General features: G+C 35.2%; 18 protein-coding genes. 5 read left to right on the top strand and 13 right to left on the bottom strand.

Going from position 1 to position 20,117, the window contains the following annotated elements; translation table 11 throughout:
* Nucleotides 1-47 precede the first annotated feature (47 nt).
* Nucleotides 48-272: a helix-turn-helix domain-containing protein gene (locus ACYT6F_RS11465; RefSeq protein ID WP_214590357.1), complete on the bottom strand. Its 225-nt coding sequence runs from the start codon at nt 270-272 to the stop codon at nt 48-50.
* A 394-nt stretch (nt 273-666) separates the two neighbouring features.
* Here ACYT6F_RS11465 and ACYT6F_RS11460 point away from each other — a divergent pair, with 394 nt between their 5' ends.
* Together ACYT6F_RS11460 and ACYT6F_RS11455 are read left to right on the top strand one after the other, a co-directional pair.
* Nucleotides 667-1,482, top strand: coding sequence for an RNA polymerase sigma factor (locus ACYT6F_RS11460; protein ID WP_472597807.1), 816 nt, complete (start codon nt 667-669; stop codon nt 1,480-1,482).
* Nucleotide 1,483: 1 nt separating this feature from the next.
* Entirely contained in the window at nt 1,484-2,578 is a 1,095-nt protein-coding gene (locus tag ACYT6F_RS11455; RefSeq protein ID WP_472601117.1) for a nuclease/transposase family protein, read from the top strand.
* Nucleotides 2,579-2,773: 195 nt separating this feature from the next.
* Here the strand turns inward: ACYT6F_RS11455 and ACYT6F_RS11450 are convergent, their stop codons facing one another.
* From ACYT6F_RS11450 to ACYT6F_RS11395, 12 genes are all read right to left on the bottom strand, one after another.
* Entirely contained in the window at nt 2,774-4,207 is a 1,434-nt protein-coding gene (locus ACYT6F_RS11450) for an AAA family ATPase (protein WP_472597806.1), read from the bottom strand.
* Nucleotides 4,208-4,366: 159 nt separating this feature from the next.
* A complete protein-coding gene (locus ACYT6F_RS11445) occupies nt 4,367-4,597 on the bottom strand; it encodes a hypothetical protein (protein ID WP_472597805.1) in 231 nt (76 codons plus the stop codon).
* Nucleotides 4,584-4,925 (bottom strand): hypothetical protein, encoded by a 342-nt coding sequence (locus ACYT6F_RS11440; protein WP_472597804.1) that lies wholly within the window; start codon nt 4,923-4,925, stop codon nt 4,584-4,586. Before ACYT6F_RS11440 ends, ACYT6F_RS11445 begins: the two co-directional genes overlap by 14 nt.
* 405 nt (nt 4,926-5,330) lie before the next feature.
* The gene (locus ACYT6F_RS11435) at nt 5,331-5,969 is read right to left on the bottom strand and encodes a hypothetical protein (protein WP_472597803.1); all 639 of its coding nucleotides are present in this window, start codon (nt 5,967-5,969) and stop codon (nt 5,331-5,333) included.
* A complete protein-coding gene (locus tag ACYT6F_RS11430) occupies nt 5,966-6,847 on the bottom strand; it encodes a toprim domain-containing protein (protein ID WP_472597802.1) in 882 nt (293 codons plus the stop codon). Before ACYT6F_RS11430 ends, ACYT6F_RS11435 begins: the two co-directional genes overlap by 4 nt.
* 241 nt (nt 6,848-7,088) lie before the next feature.
* Nucleotides 7,089-8,249 carry a VapE domain-containing protein gene (locus ACYT6F_RS11425; protein WP_472597801.1) on the bottom strand — a complete coding sequence of 387 codons (1,161 nt, stop codon included), beginning with the start codon at nt 8,247-8,249 and terminating at the stop codon, nt 7,089-7,091.
* Between the two features lie 103 nt (nt 8,250-8,352).
* A complete protein-coding gene (locus tag ACYT6F_RS11420) occupies nt 8,353-8,637 on the bottom strand; it encodes a helix-turn-helix transcriptional regulator (RefSeq protein ID WP_213189205.1) in 285 nt (94 codons plus the stop codon).
* A 192-nt stretch (nt 8,638-8,829) separates the two neighbouring features.
* Nucleotides 8,830-9,969, bottom strand: a complete 1,140-nt coding sequence (locus ACYT6F_RS11415) for a site-specific integrase (protein WP_472597800.1) — start codon at nt 9,967-9,969, stop codon at nt 8,830-8,832.
* Nucleotides 9,970-10,138: 169 nt separating this feature from the next.
* Nucleotides 10,139-11,524 (bottom strand): tRNA uridine-5-carboxymethylaminomethyl(34) synthesis GTPase MnmE, encoded by a 1,386-nt coding sequence (mnmE, locus tag ACYT6F_RS11410; protein WP_472597799.1) that lies wholly within the window; start codon nt 11,522-11,524, stop codon nt 10,139-10,141.
* 527 nt (nt 11,525-12,051) lie between these two features.
* Nucleotides 12,052-13,821, bottom strand: coding sequence for an aminopeptidase P family protein (locus ACYT6F_RS11405; protein ID WP_472597798.1), 1,770 nt, complete (start codon nt 13,819-13,821; stop codon nt 12,052-12,054).
* A 368-nt stretch (nt 13,822-14,189) separates the two neighbouring features.
* Complete coding sequence (locus ACYT6F_RS11400; protein WP_472597797.1) at nt 14,190-15,407, bottom strand: hypothetical protein; 1,218 nt, start codon at nt 15,405-15,407, stop codon at nt 14,190-14,192.
* Between the two features lie 81 nt (nt 15,408-15,488).
* The gene (locus ACYT6F_RS11395) at nt 15,489-16,328 is read right to left on the bottom strand and encodes a GLPGLI family protein (protein ID WP_472597796.1); all 840 of its coding nucleotides are present in this window, start codon (nt 16,326-16,328) and stop codon (nt 15,489-15,491) included.
* A gap of 185 nt (nt 16,329-16,513) precedes the next feature.
* Between ACYT6F_RS11395 and ACYT6F_RS11390 the strand changes: the two genes are divergently transcribed.
* From ACYT6F_RS11390 to pruA, 3 genes are all read left to right on the top strand, one after another.
* A complete protein-coding gene (locus tag ACYT6F_RS11390; RefSeq protein WP_472597795.1) occupies nt 16,514-16,951 on the top strand; it encodes a DUF6526 family protein in 438 nt (145 codons plus the stop codon).
* A 204-nt stretch (nt 16,952-17,155) separates the two neighbouring features.
* Entirely contained in the window at nt 17,156-18,259 is a 1,104-nt protein-coding gene (locus ACYT6F_RS11385; RefSeq protein ID WP_472597794.1) for a DNA topoisomerase IB, read from the top strand.
* Nucleotides 18,260-18,406: 147 nt separating this feature from the next.
* A complete protein-coding gene (pruA, locus tag ACYT6F_RS11380) occupies nt 18,407-20,032 on the top strand; it encodes an L-glutamate gamma-semialdehyde dehydrogenase (protein ID WP_472597793.1) in 1,626 nt (541 codons plus the stop codon).
* The last annotated feature ends 85 nt before the right edge of the window (nt 20,033-20,117 follow it).

The following is a 20,117-nucleotide window of genomic DNA, read 5'->3' as shown; positions in this document are numbered from 1 at the left end:
TAGATGATTCTTTACAATTAATACCTACTTTTTTTTAATCGTGAACATTACTTTAATTTAAAATCAAACAATTCTTGTGGATGCACATCTAGACCTTTGGCTAATTCTTGAACAGTTGAGATTCTAAGATCTACTTCACCTTTTTCTATTTTACTAATATTACTATGATCCACATCACATTTTTGAGCCAACTCTCTATAACTTAAATTCAGCTTTTTCCTAAACATCTCCACTCTCTTACCAAATGCTATTCTAAATTCTAATTTATTCATTGCAGTTAACTTTGAATAGACAAATTGATGAGATTTAAATAAATTTTTGTAGTTTAATTAGCCTACATTAAGAAAAATGTTTTATATTTGCCAAATAAGTTACAATAAAGGTAACTTTGCAATACTTCAAAAATAATCGAAGCTATTGCTTAGATTCTCGACTAGAAAACTGGTAATTTTTATGTGTACGGGAAGATAAGTAAATTAGCTCACGACCGCGGCGTGGGCTCTCTTATCGTACACGGGTATACCAGTGCCTCTAGTCTGTAAGTTGAGTTCCACGCCTTTCTTTTGGCAAAATGATGTAGTGAATGAGTATTTTCAATGATGTAGAGAATTCATCTTAGTAATCGAAGCAGTTCTTCAAGCAATAATCAGCTCAAATACACTGCTTATGAAAAGAACAAACTCCTTACCCCGAATGCTCAGTGATCATCAGTTATATGAACTGCTGAAAAAAGGTAATCCCACGTCATTAGAATATATCCATTTACGGTACAAAAGACTCCTTTTCTGGATCGGAAAACAAATGCTTGATGATGATTTTGTTGTAGAAACCTTAGTGCAGGATACATTTCTTAAACTCTGGCTTCACCGTGATTCCATTGAAACTCCTAATCATATTCTTGGCTTTTTACGGTTCGTTCTGAAAAGAGACTGCATATCTTATTTCACTTCTCCGAAAAATAAATTCGCACAATTAACGGCATCACTTGAAAGTTTTGAAAACTATCAGGATTATCTCATCGGATATGATCCTCTGCACGACAAAGAACATCTACTTCGTCAGGAATCCGATCAGAAACATTTCGATGAAGTCAATAAGGTGTTAAAGGTGATAAATCCCAAAAGAAAACACTTGATCGAGCTTTGTCTCCAATATGGCTTTCAGTACAAACCTATTGCAGAAGCAATGGGAAGCAGTGTTAAAGATATAAGCAATGAAGTAGCTGGGGCAATAAATGATCTAAAGAACATCTTAAAGACAAATTCTAATGGGAATCTAGCGATTGAATCTCAGAAAAACAAGGTTCAACAATATGAACTCAGCAGTCAACAAATTGAAATCATAAAAAGAAGATTTGAACAGAAATCTTCATTTGCAGTTATTGCACGAGAACTCAAACTTTCTGAAAAAGAAGTTCATCAAGAGTTTCTTTGTGCCTATCAATATTTACAGAATTTGAAAAACTCTGAAATACTTGTTTGATATGGAAAAATCCACAATGATACTCACCCGAAAAATTCAGTTGCTGATCGATGTTCCATCGGATCAAAAGAATGAAATGTGGGAAAAACTTTATCGGTATCAGAACCGCTGTTTCCGAGCGGCAAACTTAATCGCTTCCCATCTGTATGTACAGGAAATGATCAAGGATTTCTTTTACCTCACCGAAGAAATCCAATACAAGCTAGCTGATGAAAAAAAAGATGAGATGGGAATGTTTGACCGTTCGAAAACTGGCACTACGGCACGAATGGTGTTTGACCGTTTCAAAGGGGAAATACCTACAGATATTCTGGGAAGCCTCAACAATACAATTCAATCAACTTTCTCAAAAAACAAAGCTGATTATTGGCAGGGAACAAAATCAGTGAGGAATTACAAAAGAGACATTCCGATCCCGCTTCCGGTCAAATGCATCAGCAAAATGAGATATAACGAAGAAACGAAAGCTTTTTGCTTCAATATGTTTGCGATTCCTGTCAAAACATATTTAGGAAAAGACTATACTGATAAGCGAGTAATAATGGAACGCTTGCTTAAAAGAGATATCAAGCTTTGCACCTCGCAGATCCAACTGAAAGATCGGAAAATTTTCTGGCTTGCTGTTTTTGAATTCGAAAAGGAGGAGCATTATTTAAAACCCGAGATCATCGCTGAAGCTTCATTGTCTCTGGAACATCCAATAGTGGCAAAAGCCAACAATGTGCGAATCAATATTGGTTCAAAAGAAGAGTTTTTGTATCGCAGGTTGGCGATTCAGGCAAGTCTAAAAAGGATTCAAGACGGAATAGCCTATGCCCGTTCGGGAAATGGAGCAAAAAGGAAACGGAAAGCATTCTATAAAACAGAGAATCTGGAAAGCAAGTATGTAAGTCATCGGCTTCACCTGTATAGTCGGAAGCTTATTGATTTCTGTATCAAACAACAAGCAGGCACACTTGTTCTCAAAAATCAGGAGAACAAAATTGGGATTGCAAAAGAACAGGAGTTTGTAATTCGCAACTGGAGCTATTATGAATTGCAGACCAAAATAAAATACAAGGCTGAAAAAGCCGGAATTGAATTAATCATTGGATAGAAAAAACGAGGGTGCTTGTACACCCGCAGGGTGAGGTCTTGAACATTCACTAAATACTTAAAGTATATACAACGGCGTGGGCTTCTTTTTCCTCAATGAATTATTGTGAGCTGGAAGATTACATACCACTATATTTGTCATTAGTATGTCCAATAATAAAATATAAAACACAAATGAGCATCGTACTATAAACAATTAGAAGTTAACTGTAGCGTTTTTACTTTCAAGTAAATATGTCCTTAGTGTAGTAATTGAATTCTTAAGTTGTTCGTACTCTGCAATTCCGTTCTCACTTCTATGATGAATCTGGTTTCTTATAAAGGTATGAATTGAGACTTCATTTGGATATCCCATCCAAGGAGAATTTTTTAATTCTCCTTTTTCTTTTATAAAAAAATCATTGTCAAATTTTTTTATCTTATCACCTCCATTGTTTAAATGGAGTTGCTCATATAATTCATTGTGATACTCTTCAGTAGCAAGATTAAATGCTATAAAATTTATTTCATTAGATGAAGGATAAGATAATGCACAATTTTCTGGATTAACGATTTTTACTTCCGCATTATCCTTATTAATAATTTTTATTTCTACGTTTGCACTTACCATTGCTTGCTTTATAAACAAGGGAGAGTGAGTTGATAATATAATTTGAGAATCAATTGAAAACTCTAATAATAGATTTATAAAATCCGATTGTAATTTTGGATGTAAGTGAAGTTCGGGCTCATCAATTAATATAATTAACTTTTTGTTATTCTTTTTTGATAAATAATAAGAATAAATAAGAGCAAAAATCATTTCATAACCAGAACCAAGTTGACTAATAGAAATAGACTGATTATTTTCTTTATCGACGGCAAAAAATGCATTTGAAAATGGTTTTAAATTATCAATTAATTTTAGACGTACTGCATTGCCACTAATTTCACTGAATTTATCAAGAGCTTCGCTTAATTCAGTAATAACGCCTTTATTCCCTACATTTTTAACTTCTTTTAGCTTTTCATTACAATCTATTGGATTTTCATCTTTTAACAGATAACGATAGTTTAAATCATCCATTATTCTGTCAAAACGAGTGTCATTATAAGTTCCTTTTCTAGTTTGAAATATTCTATTCCTATCTAAAATTAAAAAATCCAATTCATTGAAGCGAGTTCCACTCCACGGGTTATTAACAGAAAGTCTCAAATCAGGAGAGTTATCTAATGGTTTAGTTTCTCCGTCAGCCCTAATATATTTTTGGTCAGTTACTATTATTGATGATAGATAACTGTTTGAAGATTTTGATCGAATTCCGCCTATGAACGAAAATCCTTTTCCTTTATATTCTGTTTTGGGAATCGTACCTTTAAATGTGAAATTTTCATCTAAATATATGTTTATTTCGACCTTTTGTTTGAGATTGTTTACATCATCAACACTAAACGAATCAGCTTTGTAAGAAACATATGGTAAAGCAAAAGAATCTAAAATAGTTGATTTTCCGCAACCATTTTCACCAACGAAGATAGTTAAACCACTACCGTCATCCTTAGCATTGGGAACACTTATATTATCAATATCAATAAATTTGTCCGATGGAAAGAGTCGAAAATTTTTTATTTGTAATTTCTTTATGAACATATTCAATGATCCTTTAAATTATAGAAAATATTTATGGCTTAAAATTAACTAGTCAGAGGTCACCAATTGTAATTACTAAAAAATTTAAAAATAGTTGAGAAGAATTTAAAATCTTACAAAATCCCTACATTCACAAAACTCAAGTTAGCTTTAGTGCTTTTATTCTAAATAATTTGTCAATCCTTTAAGCCAGCCGAGTACATTTTTATTTATAGGTTCTCCAACTTTTGCTGTTTGACTATCATACTCAAAGAATTTTCCTGTTTCTACATCGTAATAAGCATAATAATTATATATGAATGTATTTTTATTACTATCAATAGAGCTTATGCTTATTAAATATGGTTGCGACATTTCTGGTTTCTCGTGTTTAATATTAATCCATTCCATCGTGCTTCTGTTTTTGCTCTAATTCTTCAATTTTTAATTTAACTAATCTTATAAACTCTTTAATATCGTCTGCGAAATATCTGCTAAACTCTGACATCCACATACCTTTATCCATATCACTCCGAGTTTCGCCAAACTTTAAAGTCAATAAATCGAATTCCTTAATCACATATTTAGCTATATCAATTTGGTAACCTAAATCTCTTTCTGCATCAGCACGAATCTTTTGATTTTTTCCATTCTTTCTGTCATAAAGTGGCCATCTCGATTCGTATTCAATTTCATTTAATTTTTCTAAAGCAGTTCTAAATTTTTCAATTTGTGACATAGAGTTATTTTTATGATTATATCAACACGTGCATATGAAGTAGATAAGTTGACAATAATTTTCAAAAAATTATCAATACCGCTAATATAAAATTTATTTGATAATTTAATTGCTAGTGAATGAACATATTTCAATTTAAAAGTCAAAATTTCATTTTTTTTCAAAAGCAATTTATTCTATTGATTTGCGTAAAATTACTATTGTTTATGCTCAAAAAAAAACGAGTTCCAAAATAAAAAACGAGTTCCGAAGTTTTTTCACCCTTTTCGCAGAAAAGGCAAGAGAGTCTTTGGAGGTACAAAATGTAAATTTTGTATATACAAAGACACATCTTGCTATAGAGTTTTCATAAGTCAGAAATTTAATTTAGTCTGCCTTAATTTAGACCAGTCGGAGTAGTTGATTTTAATCTAGTTTCGGTCTTTTAATTTTTGGAAGATTAGATAACGAAGAATTACCATTAAAGTGTGAAACATCAAGCGTATTCATATTTTTTTCAAGAGTAGCTTGCCAATTCAAAATAGGTCTTCCAATTGAATTTTTCCAATCTGCTTGCTCCCATTTTTGAAATTTTTGAATCAATAAATCATCCAGCTTTTCTGAATAGTCTTTTAAAGTTTTTGCAAAATCCATAAACTGTTTTAAGTTCGGATATTTTGAAAATAAACTTTTGGTATTATTTTCCGATTCCACAATGGTTTTTAATCCATCAATAGGCTTATCTATTATTTCATAGGTTTTTGGTGTTATTTTTAGCATTGGGTTTCCATTTAAAATAAAACGATTTGGAAAACCCGGATTTCTATTGTAATCTAACAGTCCTAAAAGTTTGAGCTTATTTTTTGCAGTGATGACCGTTTGCCTGGAAAGACCAAGCTCTCTTGCCATTTGATAGTCTGATAAAACAATTTCTTTTCGAGGATCTTCACATTTGTAGAGGATGAAAGTAAAAACAGCTATAGTATTTGCACCGATCTTATTTTTTGAATTTAAATCAAACATTTTCTCAAATAAGTTCCCATCAAAAGTTTTTGAATTTCTCATCTCTTAAATACAGATTTATATTGTTTTTGAACTTCTTCGGTTTTCTTACTAAGATATTCATTCAAGTCCTTGAAATCTGAATACAGAACCCGGCAATCTTCTATTTTTTTTGTTTTATTTCGAATGATTTCTACAGCGCGATTTCCTGCTTCATCATTATCAAAATAAAGCTCCACTTTATCATATTTTCCAAGTGAATTTTTAATATTATGAATCATCGAAACAGAATTCAAGATAAGATAATCGGAGGGTTGCTTTTGCAATTCATTTTCAAGAGCTTTAAAGGAAAGAAAGTCGAAAAAGCCCTCGAAAATCCGAAGTGAATCAGAACCGTTTTTAATGGTTGTGACATCTTTTTTACCTAAGCAGATTTTTGAATATTTATTGCGGATTTCGTAACCGCCTGAATCGTTTTTGAAACCAATTCCAAAATAGTTTTTATTGTTATTCTGATAATGGATTTGCTTTAAAAATTCGGTTTGATTTTGTACTTTTCTTTCTCTCAAATATTCCAGGAGTGCCGGATGCTGGACATTTTTAATTTCACTTATCTCGTAATTTTTCGGAAGATTCTCAAATTTCTGATAAGGAACATTTTGCTTTTGAAAAGAAGAAAAATTATGATTCTCTACCCAAACTAAAACTTCACTTACTGAAGCATTCAGATATTTCCTCATAAAATCGGTATTATTACCACCAATTCCTTCTGAAAAGAGGTACCAATAGTTTAGGCTTTTATTGATTTTAAAAGAGGCTTGGGATTCGCTGGCAAATGGGTTGAGATACCAAGCTTCTTTTTCATTTTGCTTCGTGGGAAGGTGTCCGAGAGAAAGGAGGACTTCTTCCAACGATATGCTGTTGAATTGTCTACAGTTCATAGAATTTTATTTTTTGTGTTTTGTTTATAAAGCTTTTTATTAGTTCGCCTACCTTATTACCTATGCCTTTATTAATCGAGTGTTTTAAGGATTTTTACATTCTACCTTTCATTACCTGCTTACCTTTATTTATTTCAGGTAATTAGGTAAGCTTACTTTTTTTCACTTACCTTATCTTAAACTTTGTGTAAATGATGGTTTCCGGAATTTTCAGATAAGTGGTAAGTAATTCTAGATTATTTCATTCGTCAATTTTCCTTCGGATCAAATATCCATAGACTTGTCTTTTCGGATGTTTAATTCTTTCATAGTTCATTGCGGTCAAGGCTTTACCAATTTTTATAATGTTCAGCCGTACACCAAGAGCATTGTTCATAGCAAGCATAATGTCCGAAGGCGTCATAAATTCACTTTGCAGTTTGGATTTTTCGAAATGACTAAGGATAATTTCCTGTTCCAGGGATACCTGTTTGAATTTTTCATTCCGCTTTTCATTTTCCTGGATATCTTCAGCCGTGAGTTCCGGATTGTAATTTTTCCTTTCAAAAGCATTATAGTATGCTTGTGACCAAACTTTTTCAATATTGATTTCCTTTGAATAATTGAAATCAATCTCCAAAACTTCAAAAATCTGCCACCGCACACTTCCGGTTTCATCAGTTAAAAAATCCGACCGGTTGGTAGAGCCACAAAATGAAGCCGTCCTGTACATCAATGATGATTTTCGATCGTAAGGCAAACGTGCATTGACGGTATTTTTTGAAATGAAGGATTTAAGAATATTAACATCTGTTTTTGACATTACCGAAAGCTCATCAATATTGACCAGAAGATTTTTGCATAAAGAAATTAAGCCGTCTTTATCAACACCAATGTCTTCTGTATAATACTGTTCAAGATTTGCAGGAATGAGAAATCGCAGAAAACTCGTCTTTCCACTATTCTGCTTAGTATTGAACAGCACAAAACACTGTTTGTTGATGTAGCCAGGTTTCAAGGCACAAATTACAGTCCTGGTTATCCACTTCTCGAAATACTTTTGGAAAGATTTATCATCGGTCGTCTTTACATAACTGCAAAGCTTACCGATATGGTTCTCGTTGTCCCAATTTTCCAAGTTTTCGAAATATTCCCGAATCGGATTGTACTGCTGGATCAAATGACTTCTGACCAGAATCTCCAATTTATTAATCGGAATATCAATTCCGGATCTGACAAGTTCTATAAATAAAGAATTCAAATTGAGTGCTGACCATTTTTTATCCGAAACAAGTTTAATTTCAAGTTCAAGAGAGATCGTATTGAATCTTATTGAATATTTTGAATTCAAATAATTAATCGCTCTGTCGAATATGGTTTTCGTTTCTGTCTCGATTTGATACAGAATTTTATTTTCTTCCATAAAACATTTTTTGATTTTGGAAGAAGTCACAAATAATTTTTATATTTGCTCTTTACTTCCAGTAAAACAAACATTTAAACCTAACTATGGCAGTAGTTAGGTTTTATTTTTTGCGTAAAGAAAATTCTATTGCTTCCTGCTGGATCTCGTCATTTGATTTATGGCTGTTTTTCAGCAACCATTCGTCAATTTTTTTTCGTTCAAAGAATAGAATTTTTCCGGAAGGTTTTGAGAATGGGATAGAGTTGGTATGAACCAATTTGTAGATATAGGATTTCTTGAACCCTGTATAATCTGAAAGCTCTTCTACATTAAGAATTGTTTTTAATCCGAAAATATGCTTTTCAATTCGGTTCAGTTTATGAATGATGATTTCGTTATTTTCCATCTGTTTCTTTTAATTGATTTATAGAAACAAAAGTCAACAATAAAAACCATAAATAAAAGACTATCAAAAGCTTGTGGATTAAATAAGAATACTTTGGATTAATTTTAAAAGTAAAAAGATTAAAAAAGATTATTCTGGATTCAACCGAATTATAGAGCGATTTGCACTGAGTTTAAAAAGAAAGCGGAGTTTTCATAACTCAATATTTAATTCCGGAATAATCTCAGCAGCTTCTTTCATTTTGCTATCCACAATTTTTGCATAAATCTGTGTTGTTCTTAATTCCCGATGTCCCAGTCTTTTTGAAACTGTGTAAATATCAGCGCCATTTTCCAGAAGTAAGACAGCATTCGTATGTCTTGCTGAATGAAAAGTAATATGTTTGGGAACCGCAGCACGATTGCACCAACGGATAATTTCAGTATTGTAGGTCATTCCATATTTTAAACCTTTGAAAACTCTTTCTTGCGGATCTTGTCTTTCGCCCAGCAATTCTCTGGCTTGTTTTGAAATATAAAGATATTCTACACCCTCAGTTTTTTCTTGTCTGAAATTGACTCTGGAAACATCACCTTCATCACGAACTTCTTTCCAGGTCAATGTATTAATATCCGACCAACGTAAACCTGATAAACACGAAAAAAGAAAAGCTTTTTTCAAAACCGGGTATTTGCATTCCGCTTTTGCTAAACGTTGCAATTCATCAAAAATGAGATACTCCCTTTGGCTTTCCGCTTGTTCAAAAGATTTGACTTTTGACGCATAATTAATCGTTAAATATCCATTATCGAAAGCACTTCTTAGAGCAGCTTTAAACTTGTTGAAATATGAATATTTTGAGTTCTGAGAAAGTGGCAGCTCACTTTTTGTGAGAGCATCTTTTTCGAAATATCGGTGAACTTTCTTGACGAAGCTTTCATCAATTTCATCGAAAGTCATATTTTTTGGAACAATCTTTTTGAGATGTTGCAGCGTAGAAAACCAGTTACCGTAATTGTTAGAAGTATCTTGCAATCGTTTTTCATCTGTCAACTCTTCAAAATATGTTAAAAAAGTTCTTTTACTTTTTACGGTATCTTTCAAATCGTAGCGACCTTGGACATATTCAGCTTTTTTGATTGCCAAAATACTTTCGGCAAGAGCCATAGTTTCTTTATTTTCTTTTTTCTCCTTAGCCGACTTTGGGTCGGGATGCAAATACAGTTTCAAATACTCAAAATTTCGCAGGTGAACTCTTCTTCCTTGTGCATTAGTAGAAGAACCTTTGTAATACTCAATGAAAAGACTAATCCTTCCATCAGCTAAATTTTTCTGTTTTAAAGTAATATTCATATCTTTTATTTAAGGTGTACATTTGTACACCTTTGTGCTACTTTTTGTAGTTCGAGGTGTACAACAGGTGTACAAATATATAAATAAACTCCAAAAAGAGAAAATAAAATTTTTATAAATAACTGATAATCAAATAAAAGAAAGAAAAAGAAATCAAAGAAAAGCTAAATTATTTCCCAATGCAAAACTTAGAAAAAATATTCCCAAGCACTTCATCATTCGTTACCTCACCCGAAATTTCGCCGAGATGTTCCAAGGCATTTCTTAACTCGTAGGCAAGAAGTTCGGTGGAGATCCGGAAGGAGATGGCTTCGTTTACTTTATGAACTGCGTTCAGGGATTTCTGTAACGCTTCAAAGTGACGCTGATTGGTAATCACTACATTATTTTCCGAAGCTTTTAACTGCTCAACATATGAGGACAGCTCATTTTTCAGATCCTGCATATTCTGATTTTCTACCGCCGAAATCATAATAAAATCGAACTCATGGGTAATTTCTTTTCTGAAAACTTCTTCCACTTTTTCGTACTGATACGGCATCACTTCGTCAATTTTCGTCGCACAAATGATCAGCTTCAGGTCGTCTCTTAGCAAAGACTTAATCATTTCAATATCTTCTGAGAAATCTTCTGTTCCGGCATCTGCAAGGTAAACCAGAATATTGGCATTTCCTACTTTTTCCTTTGCCTTTTTCACACCGATGGCTTCGATCTCGTCCACGGTTTCCCTCAGTCCCGCCGTATCGATAAGACGGAACGCATGTCCTTTGATATGCAGGATTTCTTCAATTGTGTCACGGGTCGTTCCGGCGATATTGCTTACAATCGCACGTTCTTCTTTCAATAATGCATTCAGAAGAGTTGATTTTCCGGCATTGGGTTTTCCGATGATGGCTACTGCGGTTCCGTTTTTGATGGCGTTTCCATACTGAAAACTTTCAATCAGTGAATGCAGTTTTACCTCTATTCTATTCAGCAGTTGGGTCAGTGCAGACCGGTCTGCAAACTCCACATCTTCCTCAGCAAAATCCAGCTCCAGCTCAATAAGCGAAACAAAATTCAGGAGATCCGTTCTCAGCAGGGAAATTTCATTGGTGATTCCACCCTTCAGCTGACTGATTGCTACTTTTCTCGAAGCCTCATTTTCGGAAGCAATTACATCGGCAATAGCTTCAGCCTGGGAAAGATCTATTCTTCCATTGATAAAAGCACGCAGGGTAAACTCCCCGGCTTTTGCCATTCTCGCGCCGTTCTTGATCAGCGTTTCCAGAATACGTTTCCCGATGTGCGGAGATCCGTGAAATGCAATTTCCACCGAATTTTCCGTTGTAAAGCTTTTAGGTGCCAGGAAAATAGAAAGCATTACCTCATCAATCGCTTCCTCGCCATCCATAAAATATCCGTAATGGATCGTATGTGATTTCTGCTTTTCCAGATTTTTACCGGGAAAACTTTTCTGAACGACAGGTAAAGCATCATTTCCGGAAACCCGGATAATGCCCAAAGCTCCTACTCCGTTGGCTGTAGCCAGTGCACAAATGGTATCGTTATTCATGCTGCAAATTTACATTTTTTCACCGCAAACAAAAATTTCCTTTATCTATCGCCGTTATTCATCAAACTCACCCTAAACCCAGACACTAAACTATAACTCCAACAATTAATATCAGGAGCTTTTCCGGCTTTCCGCACTCGCTATTTTATGTTTCGGCGCGGCGGCGAAGCCGCCGCGCCGAAACATAAAATGAGCTCAGACAATTGCTGCAATCCGGGCTATGGTGGAGGACTTTCGTTGAAACCAAGACGATTTTTCAACCGGTCGCAATCAGAATACTGGATCAAAAAAAACCACTTCAAGGACTGAAGTGATTATCGCTTTGAATTTACTAAGTTATATGAAGATGAATGATGTTTGTTTTCCTGCTACAAAGATAGAACAGATCATTTTTCCGCACCACAGGAAAATCCCTGCAATTAATACCGTAAAAATACGGTTGCATATAAAGAACCCGCCCGGAAGTTCCTGCCGGGCGGGTTCTTTATTATTATATCTGAAATTCAGATTTTTTAAGTGAACTGTTATTAAAGCGGACTTACCAGTTCATCAAACCATTCTTTCACCTGCCCTTCCAGATGTGGGCCTATTTTTTCAGCGCAGGTTTCATGATAATTATTAAGCCATAAAATTTCTTCTTCAGAAAGAATTTCTTTTACAATAGTATCTTTAAAGAACGGACAGAACGTTAATGTTTCAAACTCGTAGAAAGTTCCCGAATCTGTTGTCTCAGATTCCCTCACAGCGATCAGATTTTCGTGACGGATGCCGTATTCCCCTTCTACATAATATCCCGGTTCATTAGAGCAGACCATTCCCGGCAACAGCTCCTGCGGATTCATATCTTTCCGGATATTCTGAGGACCTTCGTGAACATTCATAAAACTACCCACTCCGTGCCCGGTTCCATGATTGAAATCTTTTCCATGCATCCAAAGCGGAAGCCTTGCAATCGCATCAAGCTGAACACCTCTTGTTCCTTTGGGAAACTTTACCATAGAAAGACGGATCATTCCCTGCAAAACAAGCGTAGAATTTATTTTAAACTCTTCAGAAACAGCTCCCAATGCAAAAGTTCTCGTAATATCGGTTGTTCCTTCAAGATACTGGCCTCCGGAATCCACAAGGATACTTGCATCATTAGTAACCTCCTTGCTGCCTTCACTTTTCGCGGAATAATGCATGATAGCACCATTATCCTTATACCCTACAATGCTTCCGAAACTTTCCCCTACGAAGTTTTCTCCTTCCGCACGGAAGTCTCTCAGCTTTTCCCCGATAGAATATTCTGTCATTGGCTCTTTTCCTGCATTATGGGTAAGCCAGTACAGGAACTTTACCATGGCAACACCATCTCTTACCATTACTTTCCTGAAGCCCTCAAGTTCCGTATCGTTTTTCTGGGCTTTCATCAGATTACCCGGAACCGGAGCTTTGATCATCTTATTATCAGGTTTTAATGCTTCAAAAATAGACTGGTTGCTGTTCGGGGAAATCAATACCTTTTCATTGCTGAATGCTTTAAGACAATTATAAAATTCTTCATAAGGCATCATTTTTACCCAGGCATCATCCAGCTGTTTACGGGCTTCCACTTCCAGTTTTTCGAGATCAGTGAACAATTTTGCATCATTTTTCGTAATAACAATATAACCAAGGAAAACAGGATTGCTCTGCACATCACTTCCTCTGAGGTTGAGAGTCCACGCTACATCATCAAGGCTCGATATAACATGTACCGTAGCTTCTAGTGATTCCATTTTCTGGCGGATAGCCGCGATTTTTTCAGCTACGGATTTCCCCGCTCTTTCCATCGGATGAACGAAGATCGGATTTTTAGAAGGCATTCCCCTTTCTTTCCAGATATTATCCAGAAGAGGAAGATCAACTAACGTAATATTTTTGGCATTTAATTTCTCTGTAAGGAGTTCCCAGTTCGCATGGGAAGTAGCCAGCGCATTAACGGCCACCCTTCCTTCTGCGGGAATTTCAGAAATAATCCAGTCGATATAATTTGGCGTTCCCTCCATTCCTTCTTTGAAAAGATCGATTCCCGATCCTTCCAGTTCTAATGCAGCTTGTGTGAAATATCTTCCGTCCGTCCACAAGCCCGCTTTATCTTTTGTAACCACCACGAAACCGGCAGATCCCAAAAATCCCGATAGCCAGGCTCTCTCCTGCCATTCTTCAGGTAGATATTCGCTCATATGCGGATCTGCAGAATATACGATAAATGCATCAACATTATTTTCCTGCATTTCCCTACGAAGTGCAGCTATTTTTTCCTTTGAAGTCATTTTTTGAATAATTTTAAAAATGTGAAGTTACGAATTTAAAGGTTACCTGACAGAGGTTAATCCTATTTTAGTGATTTTTATTACAGGATATTATACAGCGTCATTAACATTAGTTCGGCGAGTAGTTATCTATACGCAAAATAGCTTTTTATTTTCCAACAATTACTTTTCGATGTTCAGTTCCAAATCAGCCAATGTATCGATAATTTTTTAGCAGAAGGAGCTTCTGTTATTCTTATTTCTTCCGGAGTTTCAGTGAGCGGATGCAAAAATGGGCGCTTACGCGACGACAAAGGGCAGTTGATGCAATGGCACGTACCGCAGCAACGGAGTCAGCAGATAATATATTGAAATATAAGATTTTCAGGTTATTGTTTTGGTTTATTTTTTTCTGTAGATAGCCGATACTTTCTTGTGTTCCTATAATTCCAAATCAGATACAGTAGAAATAAAGTGATCCAAACGCTCAGGACCACTACGATAAAAATAGACTGTATCGACTGATGAAGATAATTTGGCTTATAAAATAAACGTTCAACGGTTGTAAACCTTTCCTTTAGTTTAGTTCTGTCAAAAGTATTCCGGATTTCATTGAGAGGTTCCCTGCTATGATCACGAAAATAAAAGACATCATGCTCCAAATCCTTGGGAACTATTTGTGATTCTATCTTATACTTCTTAAACAAAGTGTCCAGACGCTGGAACGAATGAAGCAGTGAATCCTGATTATATTTGTAAAGCAATTTATATCTCGTTACGGCATTTTGATATTGTTGTGTAGCTTCAGAAACGTTATGGACTGGGCTATATAAAATCTTATTTTCCAAAAAGATACAGATATCTTCATCATATTCCGGATCTACCTCAACACCTTTGAATATAATTTCCGTACTGTCTCCGATCGCTTTTTTAGAAATAATTTTTTTGGTAAACTCTTTAGGTTCAAGTCCCAGATCAGCCATTCCTGAAATTACTTTAGAACTTATATTTTTATAATCAGAACTTAGTACTTTCAACGTATCTATACTATAATAGTTTGTTTCAACGGAATAATATTCCGTATCATTAGGATTATAATAAGTGGTGTCTGTTTCTGCGATCACCGGATAAGGTTTAGGATATAAAATATTCTCCGGATTGAATAATTTATCAGAACTATAGGAAGTATAATTGTACAAAAATGGGTATAATACATTCAGCAAAATTTTGTCTTTATTAAAATCTTTTTCAGGAAGCTCCTGTCTCATTTTGGCATTTAATCCAAAACTGTAGCTTACGAAAAAAGTCAGTGAGAGAAAGGAAATCAGTAATAAAGAAGCACCAATTTTTAGAGTATTAGTGACACTATATTTCTTTTTGGAATGATTCCTCAATAATAAGACAAGAAAGCAAAACAGAAACAGACCGGTAATAAAAAAGTGTGAAATAGAAACGTCATCATAAAATTTGAATCTGTAAAACTCCGTGTAAGTATCAACTTTACCAATTCCTTCAAACTTAAAGTATCCATAGATAAAATAAACCAAATGTATTACGCTTAAAACAATAACGGATTTGATCAGAAATATTTTTAATTTTTTATCCATAATTTCAATAATATATTCTTTAAAGTAAGGATTTTTTAAAATAATTTTAATTAATTCAATCCTAAGTTAAGTCTAAAATGTTTAATAAAGCTCTATGGAATTATTGTTTTCCTTAAAACTCTCTTGTATTTTCTTAGTTCTCATTTTTTCATATTCAGCATCTGAGTACGATTTCCCATCAGGCAAAGTTGATGTAAAGCTGGTAATTCCATATCTTCGCTTAAGCTCTCTCATTCTGTTCATGGGATCTCTGATATAATCCTCAACAGCTTTTTTATACTGGCTTTCGGTCACAGGAATATAGGCAGACAAATTAAGTTTTATATGTCTGAACTTTTCGATTCCTTGTAATTCCCAGATATGTTGTTTTTTTGTGTCTTCGATCTTGACGATTAATCCCGGAAGTCCGCCAAATTTATATGGTCCTTCAGAAATAGGAATTTCATTAGTAAACCACGCGTTATACTTTCTGCCTTTATATTCTACCGTTGCCAACTGGCATTTCTTACCTTGTATCAGGGCAGTTTCTGTTTCGATGTGCCAATTGAAGGTAATCTGCTGAATGATTTTAAATCGATCAGTGTTCACAGACAGGTAAGATATTACTTCATTGGATCGCCAGTCCTTTTGAATGATACCACGAACTTTTTCTTGTGGAAAGGTATTTAATGAAACGGGCCTTTTAAAGGGCATTCCATCTGAATTCATGTTCTGCGCGATTGCAGAATCTCTTTTTACTTTTGCCAGGCTGAAGTAAGTGGATCCGTTTTTATCGATAAACAATCCCATTAGTTCGGTTTCTGTTTTCTCTAAATGTAATGAGTCGGGCTTAAAAATGTACTGATAAGTAAAATTATATTTTTGACTAAAACTCAACAGTGAAGTCAAAATAGTGACTATAAATATTGTTTTTCTGAGCATTTGTATGGATATTAGAAGTAAAATGTTAATATACTTAAATATAGCAACATACATGAGAATTATTTCAGATTTTTCGCAATACATTACGAAATAGGATAATTAACTCTAAACCACCATTCTTTAGCCAAAATTAAATTCAGATCCGATATTAAACATTTTGGAAAGATTATTGCAATATACGTGAAATGGAAAGTCAGAATTATAAAAACCACAGGAAGTTTTACGCTCCGCATCATTTTATTTTCCTTCCGTTACTTATTGTTTTGGATGGATTCGGAATCTATAAAGCTTTCAATGATGAGGAAAACCAGCTTTCATGGATTTTATTTTCAACAGTTATCTTTCTGATTTTTTATCTGGCTATAATGCTGCGTCAGCATTATGCGCTGGGTCTTCAAAACCGTATCGTGAGGCTTGAATTTAAACAGCGGTACTTCGAAATTTTCGGGTTGAGATCCGACGAAGTTGAGGAAAAACTTTCATTCGGACAGATTGCAGCTTTACGGTTCGCTTATGATGAGGAATTCAAGGTATTTCTTGAAAAAGCGCTGAAAGAAAATATGACAGGTGACCAGATCAAAAAATCTATAAACACCTGGAGAGCCGATCATCACAGAATTTAAAATAATAAACACTAAAATAATATTATCATGAAAAAATGGAGCTTTTACAGTATTGCAATATTGACATTACTGTCACTTACGAGCTGCGAAGCAGTAGAAACAATCTTCAAGGCAGGAATGTGGTGGGGAATTATATTAGTAGTTGGCGTGATAGCTATCATATTATGGCTATTTTCAAGGGGTAGGAACTCTTAACCAGATTTTATGGAAAATTCAGACTTAGAAATCATTTCCCATCTGAAGCCTTCTAAGATTGTAAAAATTATGAAAGATCCGGTAGCATCTGCAAAGGCGGTACATCTTATATATACCTCCGATGCAGAGACAGCCGGTATCACGCGCAAAAAGACCGGAAAAAAATATTCTTACTACAAAGACGGCGAAAAAATCAGAGACAAAGACGAAATTTCACGAATCAACAAACTGGTAATTCCACCGGCTTGGGAAAACGTATGGATCTGCGCTCTTGATAACGGACATCTCCAGGCGACCGGATTTGATGTAAAGAAAAGAAAACAGTACCGCTATCATCCTTTATGGAGCGCCCTTCGAAACCATACAAAGTTTTACAGGATGCTGCAGTTTGGGTATGCATTACCGGATATACGTCTCCAGGTAGAAAAAGATTTAGCCTTAAAAAATTTCGAAAAGAGAAAAATTCTCGCCTTAATTGTAAGTCTGATGCAGCGAACCAATATCAGGATAGGAAATAATGCCTATGAAAAGCTGTACGGTTCTTTCGGATTGACAACGCTAAAAGGAAAGCACGTAAAAGTGCAGGGACAGAAAATTTCTTTTCACTTTAAAGGTAAAAAAGGTGTTATTCACGATATTGATTTAAAAAGCAGGAGGCTGTCTAAACTGATACAGAAATGTAAAGATATTCCGGGCAAAGAGCTTTTCCAGTATATTGATGATGAAGGTAACCGCCATACTGTAGATTCAGGAATGGTGAATGATTACATTAAAGAAATCAGCGGCGAAGATTTTACGGCAAAAGATTTTAGAACATGGTCCGGAACGGTAAGTGCCCTGATCGCATTCAAAGAAATTGGTTATGCGGAAACTCATACGGAATATAAGAAAAAAGTAAAAGAAGCTTTGGAAATGGTTGCTTCACACCTCGGAAATACAAGCACGGTGTGCAGAAAATATTATGTTCATCCGCTTGTTATTAATCTTTATGAAAACAATACCATCAAAAAATATCTTGACGAACTGGAAGAAATAGAGAAAAATGATGGCAAAGCAGGACTTACCCATGAAGAAAAGCTGGTACTGAAAATCTTGGAAAATGAGAAGATGTGAGGATGGGAATTGTAATCCGCTACACTCTTTAATAACTCTTAAATTAATCATCCATTTGCGAAGCAAAATTGACCATTGACACATTATCTCCGACCCGAATAATTGTTGTAAATTTGTATCATAGCAAATAAAAAATATACAACTAATATGTCTAAAGCAATTTCGCAAGTACCCTTTGCGGTAAACGAACCGGTAAATTCTTATGCACCGGGAACCCCGGAAGTAAAAAGCCTTATCGCTCAATATAAAAAAATGTGGGCTGAAAAGATAGAAATCCCAATGGTCATTAACGGCAAAGAAGTAAGAACAGACGATAAAGTTCAGCTTCAGTCGCCTCAGGATCACACACATGATTTTGGTTTTTATCACAGAGGTACCATGCAGCATGTAGACGATGCAATCAATGCTGCGCTGGCTGCAAAAAAGCAATGGAACGAACTTGGCTGGGAACACCGCGCTGCCATTTTCTTAAAAGCTGCTGATCTTTTAGCAGGACCTTACAGAGATGTCATCAATGCAGCCACTATGATCGGCCAGTCTAAAAATGTTCACCAGGCTGAAATTGATGCCGCTTGTGAATTTATTGACTTCTTACGATTCAACGTAGAATTTATGACGGAAATGTATTCTGAACAGCCGGTTTCCGATGCAGGAATCTGGAACAGAGTAGAATACAGACCACTGGAAGGATTTTGTTTTGCGGTAACGCCTTTTAACTTTACAGCAATTTCAGGAAACTTACCAACTTGTATGGCAATGCTTGGAAACGTAGTGGTTTGGAAGCCTTCTGATAAGCAGATTTATTCCGCTAAAGTGATCATGGATGTTCTAACCGAAGCGGGACTTCCTGCAGGAGTCATCAACATGATTTTCACAGACGGTAAAGAAACTGCAGAAAAAGTGTTGGCGCACAGAGATTTTGCAGGACTTCACTTTACAGGTTCCACGAAGGTTTTCCAGGGAATGTGGAAAATGATCGGGGACAATATTCACAATTACAGAACGTACCCAAGAATCGTGGGTGAGACCGGCGGAAAAGACTTTGTCATTGCGCATCCTTCAGCTAATGTTGAAGCTGTGGCAACGGCTTTAGTAAGAGGCGCCTTCGAATATCAGGGGCAAAAATGTTCTGCAGCATCAAGAGCTTATATTCCTCAGTCTCTTTGGGCTGACGTGAAAAAGGTAATGGAAAGCCAGATCAATTCTATTAAAATAGGTTCTCCTGAAGATCCATCCAACTTTGTAAACGCTGTAATTGATAAGAATTCTTTTGAAAAATGTAAAGGATATATCGACAGAGCAAACGCTTCAACCGAAGCAGAAGTGGTTATTGGCGGAAAATGTGATGATTCTAAAGGATGGTTTGTGCATCCAACAGTGATCGAAACAACAAATCCTCAATATGAGAGTATGGTTGAGGAAATCTTCGGTCCTATTTTATCCATTTACGTATACGAAGATGCAAAATGGGCAGAAACACTGGAGCTGGTTGACTCATCTTCTCCTTATTCATTGACGGGTTCTATTTTTGCACAGGACAGATATGCAATCAATGAAGCTTTCAAAGCATTGGAAAATGCATCAGGAAACTTCTACATCAATGACAAACCGACTGGCGCTGTTGTCGGTCAGCAGCCTTTCGGAGGCGGAAGAGCTTCCGGAACCAATGACAAAGCAGGTTCTAAGATGAACTTATTAAGATGGACCTCTGTACGATCTGTAAAGGAGACTTTTGTTTCGCCTAAAGATTATAAATATCCTTATTTAGGATAATATGTATGATGAATTATAAACAATAAATGATTAATAATAAGTAATTTATTGTCATATTAAATACAGCTTCGGATTTATTTCCGGA

It is taken from the genome of Chryseobacterium sp. NG-CE01 (genome assembly GCF_055695505.1).
This window is presented reverse-complemented; position numbering and strand designations above follow the sequence as displayed.